Source organism: Peribacillus simplex NBRC 15720 = DSM 1321 (assembly GCF_002243645.1).
GTDB lineage: Bacteria > Bacillota > Bacilli > Bacillales > DSM-1321 > Peribacillus > Peribacillus simplex.
In genome coordinates this window covers 4,210,958-4,232,453 of the sequence record NZ_CP017704.1, presented here as the reverse complement: position 1 = coordinate 4,232,453, position 21,496 = coordinate 4,210,958, and the positions used below count along the sequence as shown (strand labels likewise).

General features: G+C 42.4%; 18 protein-coding genes. 1 reads left to right on the top strand and 17 read right to left on the bottom strand.

Going from position 1 to position 21,496, the window contains the following annotated elements; genetic code table 11:
- Positions 1–31: 31 nt before the first annotated feature.
- Genes hemB through hemA form a run of 5 tightly spaced genes read right to left on the bottom strand, consistent with a single transcriptional unit; the run spans position 32 to position 4,947 of the window.
- Positions 32–1,024, bottom strand: coding sequence for a porphobilinogen synthase (gene hemB, locus BS1321_RS20415; RefSeq protein WP_063232820.1), 993 nt, complete (start codon positions 1,022–1,024; stop codon positions 32–34).
- Complete coding sequence (locus tag BS1321_RS20410) at positions 1,021–1,818, bottom strand: uroporphyrinogen-III synthase (protein WP_063232819.1); 798 nt, start codon at positions 1,816–1,818, stop codon at positions 1,021–1,023. Before BS1321_RS20410 ends, hemB begins: the two co-directional genes overlap by 4 nt.
- Complete coding sequence (gene hemC / locus BS1321_RS20405) at positions 1,818–2,750, bottom strand: hydroxymethylbilane synthase (protein WP_063232818.1); 933 nt, start codon at positions 2,748–2,750, stop codon at positions 1,818–1,820. Before hemC ends, BS1321_RS20410 begins: the two co-directional genes overlap by 1 nt.
- A gap of 9 nt (positions 2,751–2,759) precedes the next feature.
- On the bottom strand, positions 2,760–3,590 hold the full coding sequence (locus BS1321_RS20400; protein WP_063232817.1) for a cytochrome C assembly family protein: 831 nt from the start codon (positions 3,588–3,590) through the stop codon (positions 2,760–2,762).
- A gap of 10 nt (positions 3,591–3,600) precedes the next feature.
- Entirely contained in the window at positions 3,601–4,947 is a 1,347-nt protein-coding gene (gene hemA / locus BS1321_RS20395) for a glutamyl-tRNA reductase (protein WP_063232816.1), read from the bottom strand.
- 253 nt (positions 4,948–5,200) lie between these two features.
- Here hemA and BS1321_RS20390 point away from each other — a divergent pair, with 253 nt between their 5' ends.
- Positions 5,201–5,683, top strand: a complete 483-nt coding sequence (locus BS1321_RS20390; protein ID WP_063232815.1) for a LiaI-LiaF-like domain-containing protein — start codon at positions 5,201–5,203, stop codon at positions 5,681–5,683.
- Positions 5,684–5,757: 74 nt separating this feature from the next.
- Here BS1321_RS20390 and yihA read toward each other — a convergent pair whose 3' ends face one another.
- From yihA to ilvN, 12 genes are all read right to left on the bottom strand, one after another.
- Complete coding sequence (gene yihA / locus BS1321_RS20385) at positions 5,758–6,339, bottom strand: ribosome biogenesis GTP-binding protein YihA/YsxC (protein WP_063232814.1); 582 nt, start codon at positions 6,337–6,339, stop codon at positions 5,758–5,760.
- Positions 6,336–8,657, bottom strand: a complete 2,322-nt coding sequence (gene lon, locus BS1321_RS20380) for an endopeptidase La (RefSeq protein ID WP_063232813.1) — start codon at positions 8,655–8,657, stop codon at positions 6,336–6,338. The genes yihA and lon overlap by 4 nt, the downstream gene beginning before the upstream one ends.
- Positions 8,658–8,910: 253 nt before the next feature.
- Complete coding sequence (gene lonB, locus BS1321_RS20375) at positions 8,911–10,581, bottom strand: ATP-dependent protease LonB (RefSeq protein ID WP_063232812.1); 1,671 nt, start codon at positions 10,579–10,581, stop codon at positions 8,911–8,913.
- A gap of 183 nt (positions 10,582–10,764) precedes the next feature.
- Positions 10,765–12,033, bottom strand: a complete 1,269-nt coding sequence (gene clpX, locus BS1321_RS20370) for an ATP-dependent protease ATP-binding subunit ClpX (protein ID WP_034308926.1) — start codon at positions 12,031–12,033, stop codon at positions 10,765–10,767.
- A 429-nt stretch (positions 12,034–12,462) separates the two neighbouring features.
- On the bottom strand, positions 12,463–13,755 hold the full coding sequence (gene tig, locus BS1321_RS20365) for a trigger factor (protein ID WP_063232811.1): 1,293 nt from the start codon (positions 13,753–13,755) through the stop codon (positions 12,463–12,465).
- Positions 13,756–13,941: 186 nt separating this feature from the next.
- Positions 13,942–14,976, bottom strand: a complete 1,035-nt coding sequence (locus tag BS1321_RS20360; RefSeq protein ID WP_063232810.1) for a tetratricopeptide repeat protein — start codon at positions 14,974–14,976, stop codon at positions 13,942–13,944.
- 166 nt (positions 14,977–15,142) lie between these two features.
- Positions 15,143–15,742 carry a 3-isopropylmalate dehydratase small subunit gene (gene leuD, locus BS1321_RS20355; RefSeq protein ID WP_063232809.1) on the bottom strand — a complete coding sequence of 200 codons (600 nt, stop codon included), beginning with the start codon at positions 15,740–15,742 and terminating at the stop codon, positions 15,143–15,145.
- Between the two features lie 28 nt (positions 15,743–15,770).
- Entirely contained in the window at positions 15,771–17,180 is a 1,410-nt protein-coding gene (gene leuC, locus BS1321_RS20350) for a 3-isopropylmalate dehydratase large subunit (protein WP_063232808.1), read from the bottom strand.
- 70 nt (positions 17,181–17,250) lie between these two features.
- Positions 17,251–18,363 carry a 3-isopropylmalate dehydrogenase gene (gene leuB / locus BS1321_RS20345; RefSeq protein WP_063232807.1) on the bottom strand — a complete coding sequence of 371 codons (1,113 nt, stop codon included), beginning with the start codon at positions 18,361–18,363 and terminating at the stop codon, positions 17,251–17,253.
- Positions 18,364–18,378: 15 nt separating this feature from the next.
- Complete coding sequence (locus BS1321_RS20340) at positions 18,379–19,914, bottom strand: 2-isopropylmalate synthase (RefSeq protein ID WP_063232806.1); 1,536 nt, start codon at positions 19,912–19,914, stop codon at positions 18,379–18,381.
- The gene (gene ilvC, locus BS1321_RS20335; protein WP_063232805.1) at positions 19,901–20,929 is read right to left on the bottom strand and encodes a ketol-acid reductoisomerase; all 1,029 of its coding nucleotides are present in this window, start codon (positions 20,927–20,929) and stop codon (positions 19,901–19,903) included. Before ilvC ends, BS1321_RS20340 begins: the two co-directional genes overlap by 14 nt.
- Positions 20,930–20,983: 54 nt before the next feature.
- On the bottom strand, positions 20,984–21,496 hold the full coding sequence (ilvN, locus tag BS1321_RS20330) for an acetolactate synthase small subunit (protein ID WP_063232804.1): 513 nt from the start codon (positions 21,494–21,496) through the stop codon (positions 20,984–20,986).

Sequence of the window (21,496 nt, the reverse complement as noted above, 5' to 3'; positions counted from 1 at the left end):
CTTTTTCCATTACAGGTTATATTTTTTATCATCATTGATTATCTTCGTTTATCCAGCGTGCTACTTCTTTTGAAAAATACGTAATGATCAAGTCGGAACCTGCGCGTTTCAAGCCTGTCAGCATTTCCATCACTATCGCTTTTTCATCAATCCAGCCATTTTGGGCAGCCGCCTTAACCATTGAATATTCACCGCTGACATTATAGGAAACAACCGGAAGATTAAAGTTATTCTTAACGTCCCTGATGATGTCCATGTAGGAAAGGGCTGGTTTCACGATAAGGAAGTCCGCACCTTCAGCAACATCGGATTCAGCTTCACGAAACGCTTCAAGGCGATTGGCGGGATCCATTTGGTAAGTTTTCCTGTCGCCAAATTGTGGTGCACCATTCGCAGCATCACGGAATGGGCCGTAAAAAGCCGAAGCATATTTCACTGCATAGGACATGATCGGAATATCTTCATAACCCGCTTCATCCAGACCTGCACGGATGGCCGCAACGAAACCGTCCATCATATTGGAAGGGGCAATGATATCGGCACCGGCCTCTGCCTGGCTGATTGCCGTTTTAGCAAGAAGGTCAAGAGAGGCGTCATTAAGGATTTTTTCCCCTTCAACGACCCCGCAATGGCCATGGCTTGTATACTCACAAAGGCAGGTATCCGCAATGACAATGACTTCAGGATATTGTTTTTTAATAAAACGAGTGGCCTCTTGTACGAGTCCGTTGTGATGAAATGCCCCTGTGCCCTGTTCGTCTTTATCATGATCAAAAGGAACACCGAATAAAATGACTGACTTAATACCCAGACTCACGACTTCATCCATTTCAGCACCCAGATTATCCATGGATAACTGATAGATGCCTGGCATAGAGTTGATTTCATTTTTCACATTTTCTCCGTCGATGACGAAGATCGGATAGATCAAATCCTCTTTATGTAATTGTGTTTCACGGACTAAAGCCCTCATGCCAGCACTTGCACGCAAGCGACGGTGGCGATTGAATGGAATGTTTTTCATTTTAAAGTTCCTCCCTTTTTACTTCTTTTCAAAATAAAGCGTATTAACTCCGCAACCATGGCATCCGTCGTATAAACATCTGGACAGACATCGACGGATAGCCCATGTTTTTCAGCGGTTTTAGCGGCAATCGGCCCGATGCATGCGATGATGATCCGGTCTATGTATGTATCTAATTCATGACGTTTCATGATCTGTAAAAAATGATTGACCGTCGATGAACTCGTAAAGGTTATGATGTCGATATCATGGTTCTTAATAAGTTGCACCAGTTTTTTTTCACTGCTTCCTGGAAGCACGGTATGATAAATAATCACTTCATCACAGGATGCACCAGCTTCATTGATAGCCTCCGCAATAACCGCCCTCGCGAGATTTCCTTTTGCCAGCAACACGCGGGACCCCGGATCAAGCAGGGTATTGAACTCCGCAACGAACCCTTCGGCAACAAACTGAGCTGGAACGAAATCCGCCTTATATCCATGTCGTCTCAGGGCCGCTTCTGTTTTGGAGCCGATTACGGCTATTTTCGGAAGCTTTAAAGGCTGTTTATCAAGAAGCTTAAAGAAGAAGTCCACTCCATTTTGGCTGGTCAGAATGATCCAGTCATATGTAAGCAACTTATCTAACCGCTGTTGTACATCTTCCAAATGATCAGGAAGAGTGAACTCAAGCAATGGCACAAGAAGCGGCGTTCCGCCATTTTTCTCGATCGACTCTTTTAAACCATCTGCCTGTCCTTTCCCTCTGGTGATTAATACCTGATAATCCTTAAGAGGTTGAACGGGATTCATTACTGATCAAGCTCTTCTTTTACGCGATCGATCAATTCTTTACCGCCCATTTCGCTAATCTGTTTGGCAGCAGCATGCCCAACCGCCTCGGGATCAGCTCCCTCAACCATTTCTTTATAAATCACCTTTCCATCCGGGGCAGCGACCAAAGCCGTCAAGGAAACGGACCCATTATCTTTTGCCACCGCAAATCCGGCAATCGGCACCTGGCATCCGCCTTCCATTTTATCCAAAAAGGCACGTTCCGCTTCAACCGTTCTTTTCGTTTTATCACAGGTCAATTTCGCAAGTTCCGCCAGCAGATCTTTGTCGTCTTCACGGCATTCAATGGAAAGTGCTCCCTGTCCAACTGCGGGAATGCAAATATCTTCATCTAAAAATTCCGTTACGATATCCTTCTCCCATCCCATTCTTGATAGTCCGGCTGCTGCTAAAATGATAGCATCATAATCTTCCGTTTTCAGCTTATTCAGACGGGTATCGATATTACCGCGAATCCATTTAATTTCAAGGTCCGGCCTTCTAGCCAAAATTTGCGCGCCACGGCGCAAGCTGCTTGTACCTATGATGGAACTGGGCTTCAGTTCGGAAAGGGTTTCATGGTTCTTTGAGATCAAGGCATCCCGATGGTCCTCCCTCGGTGGTATGCAGCCAATCGTCAAGCCTAGAGGCAGCACTGCAGGCATATCTTTCATACTATGTACTGCCATATCAATTTCTTTATCCAGCATCGCTTGTTCGATTTCTTTAACGAATAAGCCCTTTCCACCTACCTTGGAAAGTGTTACATCAAGGATTTGGTCACCCTTTGTGACAATTTCCTTCACCTCGAACTCGTAAGGGACCCCAAGTTCTTTAAGTTGATCGATAACCCAGTTCGTTTGGGTGATCGCTAATTTACTACGTCTAGAACCGACAATTATTTTTCTCATAGTTTCCTCCTATGTATTCCAAAAGTGGAATGTTGAAAGGCTTCCGAAAAGGAAAAAGTTAATTAACACAATCATGAAAGATCCAATATTCAGAAAGGCTAGCGTCCTTCCATACATTTGTTTCCGAATTTTCAAGTATAAAAACACACTGTATCCGATAAGCAAAATAAATGAGCCGATGATCTTCATGTCCAGCCAGGAAACCCCAGGCACTTTTATATAAGCCCATTGAATCCCCAGGATGAGGGAGACCACTAATAATGGAACGCCTATTACTGCGAGGACATAAGACATATGCTCTAGCTTTGTTAAATCGCCGAGTCGAAGCAGGCGTTTTCCCCACTTCTTCCGTTTCAATAAATCATATTGAATTAAGTATAAAAGAGAAAAAACGAAAGAAAGCGTGAATGCCCCATAAGATAGGATGGCAAAAGTGATATGTATAAGCAATAGCTCTGAAACCAGGCGCTGTGCAAGCACTTGAGATTCTATCTGAACAGGTGCAAAGGTATGGATGGCCATAACCATGAAACCTAATACATTCGTAAAAAAGACCGTAAAATCGACTCTTAGCAATCGATTAATGATTAAAGATAACGATATGAGGACCCATGCATAAAAATATAAGCCTTCAAATATCGTCAATACCGGGAACCTTCCCGTTTTCAACACATACAGAAACAAAAAAATTGTTTGCAGTACCCAAACAATAGAAAGCAACCAGAAGGCGACCCTGTTCGCCTTCTGGTTATTATTAAGGAAATCAAAAAAATATAAAAGCATACTGATGGCATACAACAACACAGTGGCTTCATGCAATCTTGTCATTAGTAATTCCATATCTACCTCGTTACTGGACAGGAACTGGATTCAATAGGGATGCCTTGGAGCTGTTCCGTTCTTTTTCATCCGTAACCAGCTGGTCTTCAATCAATTCCTCTAAATTGAAGATTTTCACGAAATTATTTAATTGCTCTTTAGCATTCGGTTCATCTGCCAGCTCTTTTGCATAAAGAATCGGATCTTTCAGCATTTGGTTGATGATGCTTTTCGTATGCTTGTTCAGGACTTTTTTGTCGCGTTCGCTCAAATGCGGAAGCTTTCTTTCGATGCTTTCCATCGTTTCCTTTTGTATCGATAGGGATTTTTCCCGTAAGGAAGAAATGACGGGAACCACACCAAGCAAATTAATCCATTGGTTGAAGTCCACTATTTCAGATTCAATCATCAATTCTATTTTCTCGGCAGCTTTTTTACGTTCTTCGATATTGGCTTGCACGATCCCTTCAAGATCGTCAATGTCATACAAGAAGACATTTTCCAGCTCGGCCAATGTTGGATCGAGGTCACGCGGCACTGCGATATCGACCATGAAAATAGGACGGCCTTTACGAAGCTTATTGACGAATGACATCATTTCTTTAGTTACAAGAAGATCTTTTGATCCAGTGGAAGTAATCAGGATATCAGTTTCCACTAAAGCGCATTGCAGCTCTTGAAGCTGTTTCGCCGTACCATTGAATCTCTCAGCCAGGTCGACCGCTTTCTGAAAGGTGCGGTTAATGACTGTAATGCTGTCGGCGCCATTGCTATGCAGATTTTGAATGGCCAGCTCACCCATCTTACCGGCCCCAAGAATCAAGACATTCTTGCCGTTCAGGCCTCCAAAGATTTTTTTTGCGAGCTCGACTGCCGCATAGCTGACGGAAACGGCATTGGTATTGATTTCGGTTTCCGAATGAGCCTTTTTAGCTAATGTAAGGGCTTGCTTGAAGAGATGGTTAAAAACGGTACCGATCGTATCTTCCTTCTGCCCTAACAGATAGCTTGAACGTACTTGTCCCAAAATCTGAGTTTCTCCCAGTATCATGGAATTCAAGCCGCAGGTAACTGAAAATAAATGCTCGACTGCCCCATCGCCTTCATAAATGAACAGATATTTAGAAAATTCTTCTTTATCGATATTAAACCATTCCGAAAGAAATTCCTTTATATAATACCTGCTTGTATGAAGCTGGTCACCGACCGCATATATTTCCGTTCTGTTACATGTTGAAATAATAATATTTTCCAAGATGCTTTTTTTATTTTTAAGAGCTTTCATTGCCTCGGCAAGTTCGGCTTCGTTAAACGATAGTTTTTCCCGAATTTCTACAGGGGCAGTTTTGTAATTTATACCAACCGCTAGAATATGCATCCTTTTGTTTTGCACCCCCAAAATTTTTCATGTAAATTTATTATACCATGTACTAAAATGGTTTCACGCAAATAATATGAACAGTTTATGAAAACGTATGCTACCATGAAAAGACAGCCAAAACGCCTGAATTGATACAAAAGGTGCCTAAGCGGGATTTCTAAGTTACATACATATTTCGACATTGTGTACAAAAGTACCATATCAAAAATGGCAAAAAACTTCAAGTAATCGAATTGCATAGGAGGATAAAATGAAAACGCAGCGTATTTTCCCAGGAATCGTTTTAATCGGTTTCGGACTCTATTTTTTTCTTGAACGCTCCCAAATCGAAATCTTTCCAGGCTTTTTCAGCTGGCCCACTTTATTATGTATAGTTGGTGCCGCCTTCCTGATTCAGGCATATAGCGGTAATGAATATGAGTCCATCCTGCCAGGCGTCATCTTACTGGGGTTCGGGGCTCACTTTCACATTGTCGAGAATCTGGATATTTGGCCGGATAATATAGGTATCTTTATTTTAATCATCTCGCTGGGATTTATTCTCCGGGCACGTAAAACAAAATCTGGAATGTTTCACGGAGTGGTCATACTTATCATCTCGATCCTTTTCTTATTCTATGATAAAATCACTACGTCTTTCGGGATTGTTGAAACAAGCACTGCGAACATCGAAAGGTTTTGGCCATTTGCCTTGATGGCAATCGGCATTTATTTTTTGGTTCGAAAAAAATGAAAATTGCCGATTCGCAATGTATTACGAATTCTATAAAGAAAAAGGGTATTCCAAATGCGGAATACCCTTTTCTTTTACATATATTTCTTAAGGACGCCCCATGCTTGTTCCTTACCTTCGCCAGTTTCACCAGAGAATAGAAGCAATTCATCTTCTTTTTCCATATTTAACGTTTGGCGTGTGATTTTCAAATGTTTCTGCCATTTGCCTTTTGGAATTTTATCCGCTTTGGTGGCAATAACGATCCGGGGCAAATCATAATGCTTCAGGAATTCATACATCGCGATATCATCCTTTGTCGGCGGATGACGCAAGTCGACAATCAGAAGCGCAGCGCGGAGCTGGTCACGGGAAGTGAAGTACGTTTCAATCATTCTTCCCCAAGCATCACGCTCAGTCTTAGATACTTTTGCATAACCATAACCCGGTACATCCACAAAATGGAGTGCTTCATTTATGATATAAAAATTCAAGGTCTGCGTCTTACCCGGTTTAGAGGATGTACGCGCCAAGTTTTTTCGATTGATCATTTTGTTGATGAAACTGGATTTCCCAACGTTGGAACGGCCTGCCAAGGCAAATTCCGGTATTGGAGTATTGGGATATTGTTCAGGCTTCACAGCACTGATGACAATATCTGAACTCGTCACTTTCATTCGTTCACACCTACCAATGCATGCTCAAGGACTTCATCGACGTGTGAAACTGGAACAAATGTTAATGCTTTACGGACACTTTCCGGGATATCATCAATATCCTTTTCGTTATTTTGCGGGATGATGATTTTCGTAAGTCCTGCGCGATGGGCCGCTAAAGATTTTTCTTTAAGCCCGCCGATCGGAAGAACCCGTCCGCGTAATGTAATTTCGCCTGTCATGCCTACCTCTTTTCTGATCGGCCTATTTGTAAGGGCCGATATTAACGCTGTTGCAATCGTGATGCCTGCAGAAGGGCCATCTTTTGGGACCGCACCTTCGGGGACATGAATATGAATATCATATTTTTCATGGAAGTTCGCATCAATCTGAAGTTTCTCGGTTTTTGAACGGACATAACTGAAAGCAGCCTGGGCTGACTCTTTCATTACATCGCCAAGCTTTCCTGTCAGGATCAGCTTGCCTTTACCTGGTGATAAGGAAACCTCGATTTGCAGCGTATCGCCACCTACCGACGTGTATGCTAAACCATTAGCTACACCGACTTGGTTCTCGACTTCCGCCTGTCCATAATGGAACATGGTTTTCCCTAAAAACTCCTCGACATTCTTTTCGGAAATGACGACCCGCTTTTTATCTCCGGACACGATGATTTTTGCAGTCTTCCGACAGATGCTTGCAAGCTGTCGCTCCAGACTCCGAACACCGGCTTCCCGAGTATAGTAACGGATGATTTTGGTAAGAGCTTCCTCACGGATTTGCAGTTGTGTCTTCAATAAACCATGGTTTTCCAGCTGTCTAGGCAGCAAGTGATCCTTGGCTATATGAAGTTTCTCTATCTCAGTATAACCTGCAATCGAAATGATTTCCATACGATCACGAAGCGGACCGGGAATCGATCCCAAATTATTCGCCGTCGCCACGAACATGACTTTGGAAAGATTGTAGGTTTCTTCAATATAATGATCACTGAAATTATGATTTTGCTCTGGATCGAGCACCTCCAGCATCGCTGCAGATGGATCTCCCCTAAAGTCATTGGACATCTTATCCACTTCGTCCAGTAAAAAGACTGGATTGATCGTTCCGGCTTTTTTCATACCTTGAATGATCCGTCCTGGCATCGCCCCTACATATGTGCGGCGATGTCCACGGATTTCTGATTCATCGCGCACCCCACCTAAAGATATACGGACGAAATTCCTATTCAGGGATGAAGCAATCGATTTAGCCAAGCTGGTTTTACCGACTCCTGGTGGTCCCACCAAGCAAAGGATCGGTCCCTTCAATGAATTGGTCAATTGCTGTACGGCCAAATACTCAAGCACCCGCTCCTTCACCTTTTCCAAACCATGGTGGTCCCGGTTCAGGATTTTTTCGGCTTTATGAATATTCAAGTCATCTTTGGTCGCTTTGCTCCAAGGAAGTGAGATCAACCATTCGATATAATTGCGGATGACAGAACTCTCGGCCGAACTGGAAGGAACTTTTTCATAACGGTCCAATTCCTTTAATGCCGTTTCTTTGATGTGCTCAGGCATATCCGCTTCTTCTATCTTTTCATTGAGGACCTCAATTTCCCCTGTTTTTCCTTCTTTATCGCCCAATTCCTTTTGGATCGCTTTCATTTGTTCACGTAAATAATATTCTTTTTGAGTCCGTTCCATTGAACGCTTAACACGCTGGCCGATCTTTTTCTCGAGAAAAAGAACTTCTTTCTCGTTATTGATGATCTCGATTACACGGCTTAAACGCTCTTTCATATCAATGGTCTCAAGCACTTCTTGCTTCTCCTTCAATTTCAAAGGCAAATGGGAAGCGATTATATCCGCTAAGCGCCCAGGCTCTTCAATATCCGAAGTGGACGAAAACGTTTCACCGGTTATTTTCTTGGACATTTTTATGTATTGTTCAAAATAATCCAGTAGGGTGCGCATTAATGCTTGATGTTCAGCATCCTTTTCATCACTGTCTTCATATATTTTAATCTTGGCACCATAATGTGTCTCATAATCGTAAAATTCAATGACCTCTGCGCGGTTCAACCCTTCCACCAACACCCGGATTGTACCATTCGGAAGCTTCAACATCTGTTTTACCTTCGTTAAAGTTCCCATTGTAAATAAATCTTCTTCACCTGGTTCGTCCAACGAAACATCTTGTTGTGTCGTCAAAAATATAAGATGGTCTTCCACCATTGCTTTCTCAAGGGCTTGTACCGATTTATCTCGGCCTACATCTAAATGAAGTACCATCGTTGGATATACAAGCAGTCCTCTAAGCGGCAGGAGGGGGACGATGATTTCTTTATCAGTCATTTCCTGACACCTCCATCTAATTAGTATCGTCGTTGTAAACTATTTACCCATGTTCTCAACCTTTTAACAATTCTATCCTATTTATATAGAAGTGTCTATTCGTTTACCTTAACACGTTTCGACTGCTATTATTATCTCCAATATTAAATAAAAAAGCACGTCTGAATGCGTGTTTATTTTACTTCAGGTTTGTCGGGAACGCCAATATGGTCCTTAAAATGCCCCGGTTCTGTTTTTAGCCGGGGCATTTCCTTTATACACTTTCTTTTTTTGATAGGTCCAAGGTTGTGAGGATTTGTTCCGACATCAATTCTTTTTTCAGTGCCTGATCCAGCACTTCTTTCACATTCGAAACGGGAATGATTTCTATATCCTTAATTTCAAATAGAAGTGGCTGCATGTTTTCGGCAGGGATGATCACTTTCTTTGCCCCGGCAAGTTTAGCTGCCTTGATTTTCGGAATGACTCCGCCGATCGGTTTAACGCCGCCATGAATGCTTATTTCTCCAGTCATCGCCACGGTGTGATCAACAGGGATTTTATATATGGCCGAGTATATGCCTGTGGCCATTGCAATTCCTGCAGAAGGGCCATCTACTGGACTTCCGCCTGGAAAGTTCACATGGATATCGAATTGACCGGCAGGCACTCCCATCGACCGTAAAACCGTAATGACATTTTCAATCGAACCTTTTGCCATGCTCTTGCGGCGAACCGATTTACCACTCCCGCCGCCGATACTTTCTTCTTCAACGATGCCGGTAATGTTTATCGAACCTTTTTCATCAGAGGCGGCCATGACCGTAACCTCGATTTCCAGTAATGCCCCGCTGTTGGGACCATAAACTGCAAGACCGTTGACAAGGCCTATTTTAGAATTCGATTCTATTTTCCTGTCCATTCTTTGGGTCAGCTGGCTGCTATGGGCCATCCAATCTATATCTTCTTCTCTGATAAAAGTCCTGTTTTCATTAATGGATATTCCAGCAAGAGTCTGAATCATGTTGACAGCTTCCCTGCCATTTCGGGCATAATCCGAAATCGACTGCAAGCCTTTTTCACTGATGGTGATCCCCACTTTATCTGAGGCATTCTTAGCGACGGTGATTATTTCTTCCCGGTCAAGTTCACGGAAAAACACTTCTATGCATCTTGAGCGTATCGCAGGCGCGATTTCATTTGGCGTTCTTGTTGTGGCTCCAATCAATCGAAAGTCAGCCGGTAGTCCATTTTTAAAAATATCATGGATGTGAGTAGGAATATTTTGATTTTCCTCTTGATAATAAGCACTTTCCAGAAAGACCTTACGATCCTCCAATACCTTTAACAGTTTATTCATCTGTATTGGATGAAGCTCCCCTATTTCATCTATGAACAGTACGCCTCCATGAGCATTGCTGACTGCACCTTGCTTTGGCTGCGGAATGCCAGCCTGTCCCATTGCCCCGGCTCCTTGGTAGATTGGATCGTGCACAGAACCGATGAGCGGATCGGCAATCCCTCGTTCATCGAACCTGGCTGTGGTGGCGTCCAATTCAACGAAAACGGCTGAATTCTTAAAAGGGGACTTGCCATTTTTCTTCGCCTCTTCCAAAACAAGTCTGGCAGCTGCCGTTTTCCCTACTCCTGGAGGACCGTAAATTATCACATGCTGGGGATTCGGCCCACATAAAGCAGCTTTTAAAGATTTAATCCCATCTTCTTGACCGATGATTTCATTAAATGTACTTGGTCTAACCTTTTCTGCCAATGGCTCTGTTAACGAAATCGATCTCATCTTCCGTAATTGGTCCATCTCCTTACGTGAATCACGGTCAATGGAAACTTTTTGTGTCCGCTGGCCTTTCAATAAGTTCAAAAAATACAATCCAATAATAATCCCAAAAAACAGCTGGATAAACAACGCCAATCCTGTCCAATTCATCGTATTCCCTCCTGCACTCTCCTAGTTTGTCATTTCTGTTAGTATCTCCTTTGGAAGGGCGAAATTATCCAAGAAATTCGTGTTGAAAATTTTGGCGTTTTTATCCTAAATAACAACAATTTTAAAAAAAGACAAAGAAAAAGACTGCCAGGATGAACTGGCAGTCTTGCTTTTCCTTATTAATCAAGCAGATGTTTTCTTTTCTTGTCCTTTGATGGTAGTACCGTCTTTAAGGACGAGTTTTGGAGATTCATTTTTCGAAATCGTGCTGCCTGTGATTACACATTTTGCAACATCATCACGAGAAGGCAGATCGAACATCACTTCAAGAATGATGCCTTCGATGATGGATCGCAGACCACGTGCACCAGTTTTACGTTCAATTGCCTTTTTAGCAATTTCACTTAGCGCTTCTTGTTCGAATTCCAATTCAACATCGTCAAGCTCAAGCAATTTTTGATATTGTTTAACAAGGGCATTTTTCGGCTGTGTAAGGATTTCAATCAAAGCAGCTTCATCCAATTGCTCAAGAGTCGCAATTACCGGAAGACGTCCGATGAATTCCGGAATTAATCCGAAACGAAGCAAGTCTTCAGGAAGGACTTTGGAAAGCAATTCTTTTTCTGCAATATCATCCTTCTTCACGTCAGAGCCAAAGCCAATGACTTTTTGACCAAGACGGCGTTTGATGATCGGTTCGATGCCATCAAAGGCACCGCCGCAGATGAACAAAATATTGGTCGTATCGATTTGGATGAATTCCTGATGTGGATGTTTACGTCCACCTTGAGGCGGAACGCTTGCAACCGTTCCTTCAAGAATTTTCAATAAAGCTTGTTGCACACCTTCACCAGACACGTCACGTGTAATAGAAGGATTTTCCGATTTACGGGCAACTTTATCGATTTCATCAATATAAATGATGCCTTTTTCCGCTTTTTCCACATCATAATCAGCTGCTTGGATCAATTTTAGAAGGATGTTTTCGACATCTTCCCCAACATATCCAGCTTCCGTCAATGAAGTGGCATCAGCAATGGCAAAAGGAACATTCAGTAATCGCGCCAATGTTTGCGCAAGAAGGGTTTTCCCGCTTCCCGTCGGTCCAATTAGGGCGATGTTACTTTTAGAAAGCTCCACATCGTCGACTTTGCTATTGGAATTGATACGTTTATAATGGTTGTAAACAGCGACAGCCAATGATTTCTTTGCCTGTTCTTGTCCAATCACATATTCGTCAAGAATTTCACGGATTTCCATAGGTTTAGGAACATCTCTGAATTCTACTTCTTCATCAGTGCCCAGCTCTTCTTCGACGATCTCCGTACAAAGTTCTATACACTCGTCACAAATATAGACACCTGGACCAGCAACCAGTTTACGGACTTGTTCTTGTGTTTTACCGCAAAAAGAACATTTTAACTGTCCTTTTTCATCATTAAATTTAAACATGTACGTTCACCCCTTTAAATACTCTTCCAACTCTATTACATAGCGGTACCCATTCGTAATGAAAAAAACTAGGCACACATCTACTTAAACATTCCAAAATCCCTAGTATGTTTTGCATTTTATCATGTTCTTGGAAGTTTAGTAACAAAAATGCTCACGGTCCGATTTGTTAAATAAGTACAATAATCAATCAATATGTATTTGCCCATTACCAGTATGCCCAAAACTTTGGATTTTTAAAAGCAGGATTTTCTGTATAAATATGTATATGCGGTATTAGAACTAATCTACACCGAAATCCAAAAAAAATCAATCAGGAAATAACCGATATTTGAAATTTACCTAATTCTCAATATGTATAAAACAAGGCACGATTACTCGCGCCTTGTTTTTTTAAAAGAAATATTTAAATCTACTTATTTACAAAAATTATTTTGCGTCAACTGTTTTGCTGTTTTCTACCAAGAAGTCAATCGCTTTCTTAATTTTAAGATCGCCTTTGATTCCTTCTAAGTTTCCAAGAGCTTGTTTGATCGCGTCAATTTCCATATTGTACATAGTAGCCATTTGTGCAAGTTCAGCTTCTACATCTTCGTCAGTCGCTTCAAGTTTTTCAACTTCAGCGATTGCTTCAAGAGTTAGGCTCGTACGAACTTGTCCTTCAGCTTCTTCTTTCATTTGCGCTTTTAAAGCTTCTTCGTCTTGACCTGAGAATTGGTAGTAAAGTTCCAAATTAAGACCTTGAGATTGAATGCGTTGAGAGAACTCATTCATCATGCGGTCAACTTCGTTTGAAATCATTGCTTCAGGAACGTCCATTTCTGCACCTTCAACAGCTTTACCAATTACAGTGTTTTGAATGAAGTTTTCTTCTTCATGTTTTTTGTCATGCTCTAATTTATGTTTTGTTTTTTCTTTAAGTTCAGCCAAAGTTTCCACTTCGTCGTCGACATCTTTCGCGAACTCATCATCCAACTCAGGAAGTTGTTTTGTTTTGATTTCGTGAATTTTCACTTTAAATACTGCTGGTTTACCTGCAAGTTCAGCAGCATGGTATTCTTCAGGGAATGAAACTTCGATATCTTTTTCAGCGCCAGTTTCAAGACCGACAAGTTGCTCTTCAAATCCTGGAATGAAAGAGTTAGAACCGATTTCCAATGAATGGTTTTCTGAAGCTCCACCTTCGAATGCTTCACCATCAACGAATCCTTCAAAGTCAAGAACGACTGTATCGCCTTCAGCAGCTTGTCCTTCTTCTTTAACGACAAGCTCAGCTTGACGCTCTTGCAAAGTTTTCAATTCGTTTTCAACATCTTCGTCAGTTACTTCAGTATTGAATTTTTCAACTTCAACACCTTTGTAATCTCCCAATTTAACTTCAGGCTTAACTGTTACAGTTGCAGTGAAGATCAGGTTTTCGCCTTTTTCCATTTTCTCGATGTCGATTTCTGGACGATCTACAGGCTGAATTCCAGCTTCTTCGACAGCATTTGCATAAGCATCCGGAAGAATGATATCAAGCGCATCTTGGTAAAGCGATTCTACGCCGAATTTTTTTTCGAACATTTGACGTGGCATTTTACCTTTACGGAAGCCAGGTACATTTACTTGTTTCACTACTTTTTTGAAAGCTGCGTCTAAACCTTCGTTTACTTTTGCAGCGTCAACTTCAATTGTTAGTACACCTTGATTACCTTCTTGTTTTTCCCATTTTACAGACATGTGTTTCCCTCCAAAAAATCTATATACTTCAATAATAAGCATTGGATGAATATGCTTTGCAAGTGTTAACAAGTCATCCTTCAAATATACCCCAAAAAAATATGGGGGAAATCGTCAAAATTAGACGATTATACATTACAACCACTACATTATACCACAGGTTTAATCTGTTACAACAGCAATAGCTTAAATAATGGGATAAGAAATTTCTTCAATTTCTTTTATAAAGGAAAGAATATCAGCCACGCTTTCCTCATCAGCCTGGTAAAGTTCGGCTAAGTCCCTCCCGAAAACTTCCCCGGTCATGTATTCCTCCGCCAAGGCATGGTAGGCAGCTGCCCATGCAGGCAAGCTTTCAGGGCCGGGTTCAAAAGGAAACAATAAAAAAGAATGACGTTCAATCAAACTATGAACCATTTCAAATAAGCTCGGGTTATCCTGACTGATTTCCTCTTCGGTCAGTCCGGTTACCTTCTTATAGAAGTCCGTCTCCTTCAAACTTTTCAATTCGCTTGGTATGACCGACTTCGATTGATTGAATTTCCTCAGAGTCAATTCCTCGTTATATTCCTGGTCGATAAGGATTTTAAGGAGCATCGTTTTAAAGAAAGGGTGTCCCTCATCTTTTTGTAGAAATTCTTCGATTTGAGGGATAAATGGTCGAATATTGATATTCGTGAGTTTGGAAATGGCCAAAAACATTTCATTATCCGTTTTCCCGTCAAAAAGTTCATCCTCCTGCAATTCCTCTGAGAGCTGCTGATTTTGTCTTTCCTTCTCCTCTTTTTTATCCTCAAGGGCCCTTTTACTGAACTGAAGCATCTTTTCGAAATGTTCCTCTTTATCAAAGGGAATTTGGCTTTCTTCAAATAGCAGTTCGATCGTCGTGACCATTTCCTGATGCTCGCCTAATTGCAGCAGTACCATCAAATAAATATTGATCAGTTGAAAATAGTCGCCGATGCCTTTATTCAGCATCTCTATACACAACTCTTTTGACTCCTCATAATACTCAAGTTCGACTAGTGAGACCACTAGCCCCATGCAAACTTCATCATTTTCGGGCTCATACTCCCTGGCTTGGCTGAAAAGCTGTGCAGCCGCTTTAAAGTTTCTGTTTCCAAGCTCATCCAGTCCTTTTACAATCAGCCTTTCACCGAGATTTGGAAAGGCGATAATCTTGGTTTCTCCGGCCTTCTTTTGGTTGTTCTCATCATCCATCCTATTTTCCGCCTCACCGTTCGCTTTTTGAGAAACAGTTTAGCATGTAATAGCAGGAAACACAAAAATTTATACGGGCGGATGAACGCCTTTCCTTCTTTCCCCGATAAAAAAAATCCCGCATCCTTTCAAATAAAAAAGGAGAACGGGAAATGACCTTCTTCTATTAAATACTCGAAACAGTCTTTTTTTGTGATTCATAGGCAGAAATCTCTTTATCATATTGAAGCGTTATCGAAATTTCATCCCAGCCTTTGATGAGCATTTCCTTCCAATATGGATGAATTTCAAAGCTTGTTTCAAACCCTTGACCATCATTCAATGTCTGATTGGGAAGGTCGATCGTCAACTCATAATCAGGTGCTGACACTCTCTCCATTAAATAGTTTACTTCAGTCAGGGTTAAAGCGATGGGGACCATGCCATTTTTCATGCAATTACTTTTAAAGATATCAGCATATGACGGAGCGATGATGATATCGAATCCATAGTCTTTCAATGACCAAGGGGCATGCTCACGCGAAGAACCGCAGCCAAAATTTTCACCGGCTATTAAAATGGACGTGTTTTGATTATGTGGCTGATTCAATTCAAAATCAGGACGTTTCTTTCCATTTTCATCAAAACGCCAGTTATAGAATAAAAATTCGCCAAATCCGCTTCGCTCAATCCGTTTTAAAAATTGCTTTGGAATGATCTGGTCCGTATCCACGTTTTTACGGTCAAGTGCTGCCGCTCTTCCTTTATATATAGTAATGGGTTCCATTTTCTGCACCTCCGGTTAATTCGTATCCTTAATGGACTTGTTCAGTACTTTTCAAATTCCTAATATCGACAAATTTCCCATGAATGGCTGCCGCGGCAGCCATAGCCGGACTAACCAGGTGTGTTCTTGCTCCAGCTCCTTGCCTGCCTTCAAAGTTCCGATTACTTGTGGAGGCACAATGCTCACCGGCAGGAACCACGTCAGGGTTCATGCTCAGGCACATGCTGCAGCCCGATTCGCGCCATTCGAAGCCCGCAGATTTGAAAATCTCATCCAACCCTTCATCTTCCGCTTGCCTTTTGACGCTTTGTGAACCGGGAACGACCATCGCCCGAACCCCTTTTTGAACAGTTTGGCCTTCGATCATTTCTGCGGCTTGCCGTAAGTCCTCAATGCGTGAATTGGTACACGATCCTATGAATACATGTTGTACGGGAATTTCCGTGATCGGCATGCCTTCCTCAAGACCCATATACTCAATGGCTCGATTCAGTTCCTTAGGATCCATGATATCTTCTGCGAAGGTAGGTACTTTTCCATCCACTCCGCTAGCCATTCCAGGATTTGTCCCCCAGCTGACCATTGGTGAAATCAGACTGCCATCAAGAATGATTACTTGGTCATATACAGCATCCTCATCACTGGAAAGCGACTTCCAGTCCTGAACACATTGCTCGAACTCTTCTCCTTTCGGCAAATATTTACGACCTTTCAAATAAGAGAACGTTGTTTCATCGGGAGCTACCAGCCCCGCTCTTGCCCCGCCTTCGATCGACATATTGCAAACCGTCATTCTCTCTTCCATTGACATATCCCGGAAAACTTCCCCACAATACTCAATGATATGTCCTGTACCGAAATCGACACCAAATTTAGAAATCACATATAAAATGACATCTTTCGCCATCACGCCATGACCAAGCTTGCCATTAACCTCAAGCTTTAATGTTTTGGGTTTTGTTTGCCATAGGGTTTGTGTGGCCAAAACATGCTCGACCTCACTCGTACCGATTCCAAACGCAATCGAGCCAAACGCACCATGTGTGGAAGTATGACTGTCCCCGCAAACAATCGTCATCCCTGGCTGTGTAAGCCCTAATTCCGGCCCGATAACGTGAACGATACCTTGTTCCGGGCTGTTTAAATCAGCAAGGCGGATACCGAACTCCTTACAGTTTTGCTCAAGTGCCTCTAATTGTTTCCTCGCAATATCATCCTCGATGAAATAGCGATTAACGGTTGGAACATTATGATCCATTGTCGCGAAAGTACGGTCGGGTCTCCTGACTTTGCGTCCTTTTAATCTCAATCCTTCAAATGCTTGCGGAGAGGTTACTTCATGAATATATTGAAGGTCTATATAAATTAAATCCGGTTTATTCTCCTCTTCATTCACAATATGACGATCCCATATTTTCTCTATTATCGACTTTCCCATCTTTATCCCACCTCGATCAATCTTGTATTTTTTTAAAAAACACGGCCTAATGTTAGGCCGTGAAAGAAGTTTATGCGTAAGCTCCCATGATGTTGGAAATCGCTTCCTGGTCTAAAAGATTTGTCTTTATTTCCGCAATCATCTCTGAAGTAGACGTAATATTTGGTTGGCCATTTGCGATATCGCCTGTTCTCAAACCATATTCAAGGACCCTTTCCACCGCCTGCTCAACGGCTTGCGCTTCATCTTCCAAACCAAAGGATAGACGCAGCATGGAAGCTGCTGATAAAATGGTCCCAATCGGATTAGCCAGGTTTTTGCCCGCAATATCCGGGGCAGAGCCATGAATCGGTTCATATAGATTAGGCCCTTTTGTTGATATAGAGGCGGAAGGAAGCATTCCAAGCGAGCCAGTCAATACCGACGCTTCATCGCTTAAAATATCACCGAACATATTCTCCGTCACGATAATATCAAATTGTTTCGGGTTTTTGATCAATTGCATGGCTGCATTATCAACAAGCATATGTTCAAGAATTACATCCGGATAGTCCTTGGCAATTTCTTCAGCCGTCTCACGCCACATCCTGCTGGATTCAAGAACATTCGCTTTATCCACGGAAGTTACCTTTTTCTTGCGATCCGATGCTAATGCAAAAGCAAGTTCAATGATGCGCTTCATTTCGCTTTTCTGATAGAAAAGTGTATCGACGACCGCCTCTTTCCCTTCTCTTTCAACGCGCTCACTTGGCTTTCCGAAATAAAGGCCGCCAGTTAGTTCCCTGACAATCACGAAATCCACATCTTCAATGAATTCCTTTTTAAGAGGAGAAGATTCCGACAAGCTGGAATAATAGCTGATTGGACGGATGTTAGCATAAAGATCCAAATCTTTTCGGATTTTCAATAAACCTCGTTCCGGTCTTAGGTGCGCAGGCTGGTCATCCCACTTAGGTCCTCCAACGGCCCCTAATAATACCGCATCGCTGTTTTTACAAATCTCCACTGTTTCATCCGGCAGGGGCGAACCTGTGTTATCGATGGCCCCGCCTCCAATCTCACCATATTGAAATTCAAAATCGTGTCCATATCTTTGGGCAACGGCTTCGAGGATTTCTACAGCGCCTCTTGTTACTTCTTTCCCGATGCCATCTCCTTGAAGCACCGCAATATTCCTTTTCATCGAAATCTCCCCTTCCTATAGTAATACTGCTTTTTCTTCCAGTTCCTTCATGATGATCACACGGTTCACAGCATTCAAATACGCTTTGGCGGATGCTTCCAAGACGTCCTGATCAAGACCGCGGCCGCTAGTTTCCACACCGTTATAATTAATTTTCACAAAGACCTGAGCAAGGGCATCCATTCCGCCACCTACCGATTGAATTCGATAGTCCAGTAAGTTGATCTCGCTGCCCAAACATCTTTCTAGCGTGTTATATAGGGCTTCAACACTACCTGCACCTGTAGCAGCTTCTTGAATCTCTTCATTATCGCCTTTTTTCAGTGTAACCGTCGCGGTCGCCGTTTGATGTGTACCGTGGGAAATCTGTAAGGAAATCATGTCATAAAAACTGATATCCGTCGCTTTCTCTTCAAGCACCAGCGCAACGATATCTTCATCCGTCATGGTCTTTTTATTATCGGCCAATTCCTTGAATTGGACGAATAATGAGTTCATTTCCTCATCCGTTACCGTAAAATTCAACTCTTGTAATCTTTCTTTGAAAGCATGCCGTCCTGAATGTTTCCCTAATACGAGTGAATTGGACGAAACCCCGACGAGTTCAGGTGATATGATTTCGTATGTCGTTTTTTCTTTTAACACGCCATCCTGGTGAATGCCAGATTCATGTGCGTATGCATTGGCACCAATTATGGCTTTATTAGCAGGAACTTGCATTCCCGTTAGGCGGCTGACCAAATCACTGGTCCTTTTAATTTCATTCAATACAAGATCCGTTCCCGCTTGATAGAAATCTTTACGGATGTAGAGAGCCATAGCCACTTCTTCAAGCGCCACATTGCCGGCACGTTCACCAATTCCGTTGATTGTGCCTTCGACTTGCGTAGCCCCGCCTTCGATGGCAGCCAATGAATTGGCTGTTGCCATTCCAAGATCGTCGTGGCAGTGTGCAGATAAACTGACTTTATCAATAGAAGGAACATGTTCACGAAGGTATCTGAAAATGTTTCCGTATTCGATTGGAGCTGCATACCCTACTGTATCAGGAATATTAATGACCTTAGCACCAGCTTGAATGACCGCTTCAACGATTTCAGCCAAGTAGTCAAGCTCTGTACGGCTTGCATCTTCTGCAGACCATTGCACGATTGGGAAACGCGCTGCCCCGTACTTCACCATTTCAACCGACCTTTCAATCACTTGCTGCTTCGACATTTTTAACTTATATTCACGGTGAATGGGTGAAGTGGCGATGAACGTATGCAATCTTGGTTCTGCGCCGCCCCTTAATGAATCCCAAGCTGCATCAATATCTCCTTTTACAGCACGCGCCAGCCCTGTTACAGAGCTGTTTTTAATTTTGCGCGCGATTTCCTGTACGGAGTTGAAATCCCCTTTGGATGCTGCCGGAAAACCGGCTTCGATAATATCAACACCCAATCTTTCAAGCTGATAAGCAATTTCAAGTTTTTCGGTAAAATTCAAATTTACACCGGCTGATTGCTCTCCATCTCGAAGTGTAGTTTCAAATATATTAATTTTTCGCAACGGCTACCACTTCTTTCTCTTTTTGTTGAGGTTTTACAAATGGCATCATTTTTCTTAATTCACGGCCAACCACTTCGATTTGATGTTGGTTTTCACGATTATTGATAGCATTGAAGACTGGACGATTCGCTTGGTTCTCCAAGATCCATCCTTTAGCGAACTCACCGTCTTGGATGTCTTTCAAGATCGCTTTCATTGCCTCTTTCGTAGTTTCCGTCACAACGCGTGGTCCCGAAACGAAATCTCCCCATTGAGCTGTGTCAGAAATGGAATAGCGCATGTTTTCCATACCGCCTTCATACATAAGGTCGATGATTAATTTAAGTTCATGTAAACACTCGAAATATGCTACTTCCGGCTGATATCCAGCTTCTGTCAAGGTTTCGAATCCAGCTTTCACAAGGGCAGTCAATCCGCCGCAAAGTACGGCCTGCTCTCCAAATAGATCCGTTTCCGTTTCTTCTTGGAAAGTAGTTTCCAAACCGCCAGCTCTTAAAGAACCGATTCCCCGAGCATACGCAAGGGCCAATTCTCTTGCTTCACCCGTAACATTTTGATGGATGGCGAATAATGCCGGCACCCCTGCACCTTGTTCATATGTACGGCGAACAAGATGTCCCGGACCTTTTGGAGCGACTAATAATACATCTACGTCTGCCGGAGGAACGATTTGATTGAAATGGACGTTAAATCCGTGTGCGAACATTAACGCTTGACCTGCACGCAATACCGGTTTGATTTCTTCTTGGTATACTTTCGGCTGAGTTTCATCCGGTAATAAGTTCATGATTACGTCTGCCTGTTCAGCAGCTTCTTTCACTGTGTAAACATTAAAGCCGTCTTCCACCGCTTTATCGAAAGATTTACCTTTCCTGATTCCGATGATTACATCTACACCGCTGTCACGTAGGTTTTGTGCGTGTGCGTGTCCTTGTGAACCATATCCGATGACCGCTACCTTTTTATTGTTGAAAAAATTCTCGTTTGCCTCTGCGTTATAATATACTTTTGCCATAATAATTACATCTCCCTTTTCATCATTGTTTTTGTTTTTTGTTTGGTTTTGGTTTTATACGATTGTCGCACTCTTAGCGTGTGCAATTTGCATTCCACGCGGGATAGCGGCTGTCCCTGTCCTTGCCAATTCCTTGATGCCATATGGCTTGATCAGTTCAATGAAGGCTTCGATTTTATCCGACTCCCCAGTGATTTGAACTGTCAGGCTATCTTTACTGACATCAATAACTGACGCACGGAAGGGTTCGATGACTGAATAAATCTCGGCTCGGGTTTGTGTGGTCACCAATATTTTAATGAGTGCAAGTTCCCTCGCCACAATCGATTGATTCGTAATATCATATACTTTCAAAACATCGATCTGCTTATTCAATTGCTTGGTGATCTGTTCAACGACAGCTTCGTCATCAACATCGACCACGAAGGTCATCCTTGAAATGCCATCCTGTTCGGAGGGTCCGACAGTCATGCCTTCAATGTTATAATTTCTTTTCGTGAACAGGTTCGTAATCCGATTCAGGACGCCTGGCCGGTTGTTCACGGTGAGGCTAAGAATTCCCTTCAT

Bases quoted from the DNA above. Each gene is read 5' to 3' on its own strand.
- hemB (WP_063232820.1), bottom strand. From the start codon at position 1,024: ATGAAAAACATTCCATTCAATCGCCACCGTCGCTTGCGTGCAAGTGCT.
- BS1321_RS20410 (WP_063232819.1), bottom strand. From the start codon at position 1,818: ATGAATCCCGTTCAACCTCTTAAGGATTATCAGGTATTAATCACCAGA.
- hemC (WP_063232818.1), bottom strand. From the start codon at position 2,750: ATGAGAAAAATAATTGTCGGTTCTAGACGTAGTAAATTAGCGATCACC.
- BS1321_RS20400 (WP_063232817.1), bottom strand. From the start codon at position 3,590: ATGGAATTACTAATGACAAGATTGCATGAAGCCACTGTGTTGTTGTAT.
- hemA (WP_063232816.1), bottom strand. From the start codon at position 4,947: ATGCATATTCTAGCGGTTGGTATAAATTACAAAACTGCCCCTGTAGAA.
- BS1321_RS20390 (WP_063232815.1), top strand. From the start codon at position 5,201: ATGAAAACGCAGCGTATTTTCCCAGGAATCGTTTTAATCGGTTTCGGA.
- yihA (WP_063232814.1), bottom strand. From the start codon at position 6,339: ATGAAAGTGACGAGTTCAGATATTGTCATCAGTGCTGTGAAGCCTGAA.
- lon (WP_063232813.1), bottom strand. From the start codon at position 8,657: ATGACTGATAAAGAAATCATCGTCCCCCTCCTGCCGCTTAGAGGACTG.
- lonB (WP_063232812.1), bottom strand. From the start codon at position 10,581: ATGAATTGGACAGGATTGGCGTTGTTTATCCAGCTGTTTTTTGGGATT.
- clpX (WP_034308926.1), bottom strand. From the start codon at position 12,033: ATGTTTAAATTTAATGATGAAAAAGGACAGTTAAAATGTTCTTTTTGC.
- tig (WP_063232811.1), bottom strand. From the start codon at position 13,755: ATGTCTGTAAAATGGGAAAAACAAGAAGGTAATCAAGGTGTACTAACA.
- BS1321_RS20360 (WP_063232810.1), bottom strand. From the start codon at position 14,976: ATGGATGATGAGAACAACCAAAAGAAGGCCGGAGAAACCAAGATTATC.
- leuD (WP_063232809.1), bottom strand. From the start codon at position 15,742: ATGGAACCCATTACTATATATAAAGGAAGAGCGGCAGCACTTGACCGT.
- leuC (WP_063232808.1), bottom strand. From the start codon at position 17,180: ATGGGAAAGTCGATAATAGAGAAAATATGGGATCGTCATATTGTGAAT.
- leuB (WP_063232807.1), bottom strand. From the start codon at position 18,363: ATGAAAAGGAATATTGCGGTGCTTCAAGGAGATGGCATCGGGAAAGAA.
- ilvC (WP_063232805.1), bottom strand. From the start codon at position 20,929: ATGGCAAAAGTATATTATAACGCAGAGGCAAACGAGAATTTTTTCAAC.
- ilvN (WP_063232804.1), bottom strand. From the start codon at position 21,496: ATGAAGGGAATTCTTAGCCTCACCGTGAACAACCGGCCAGGCGTCCTG.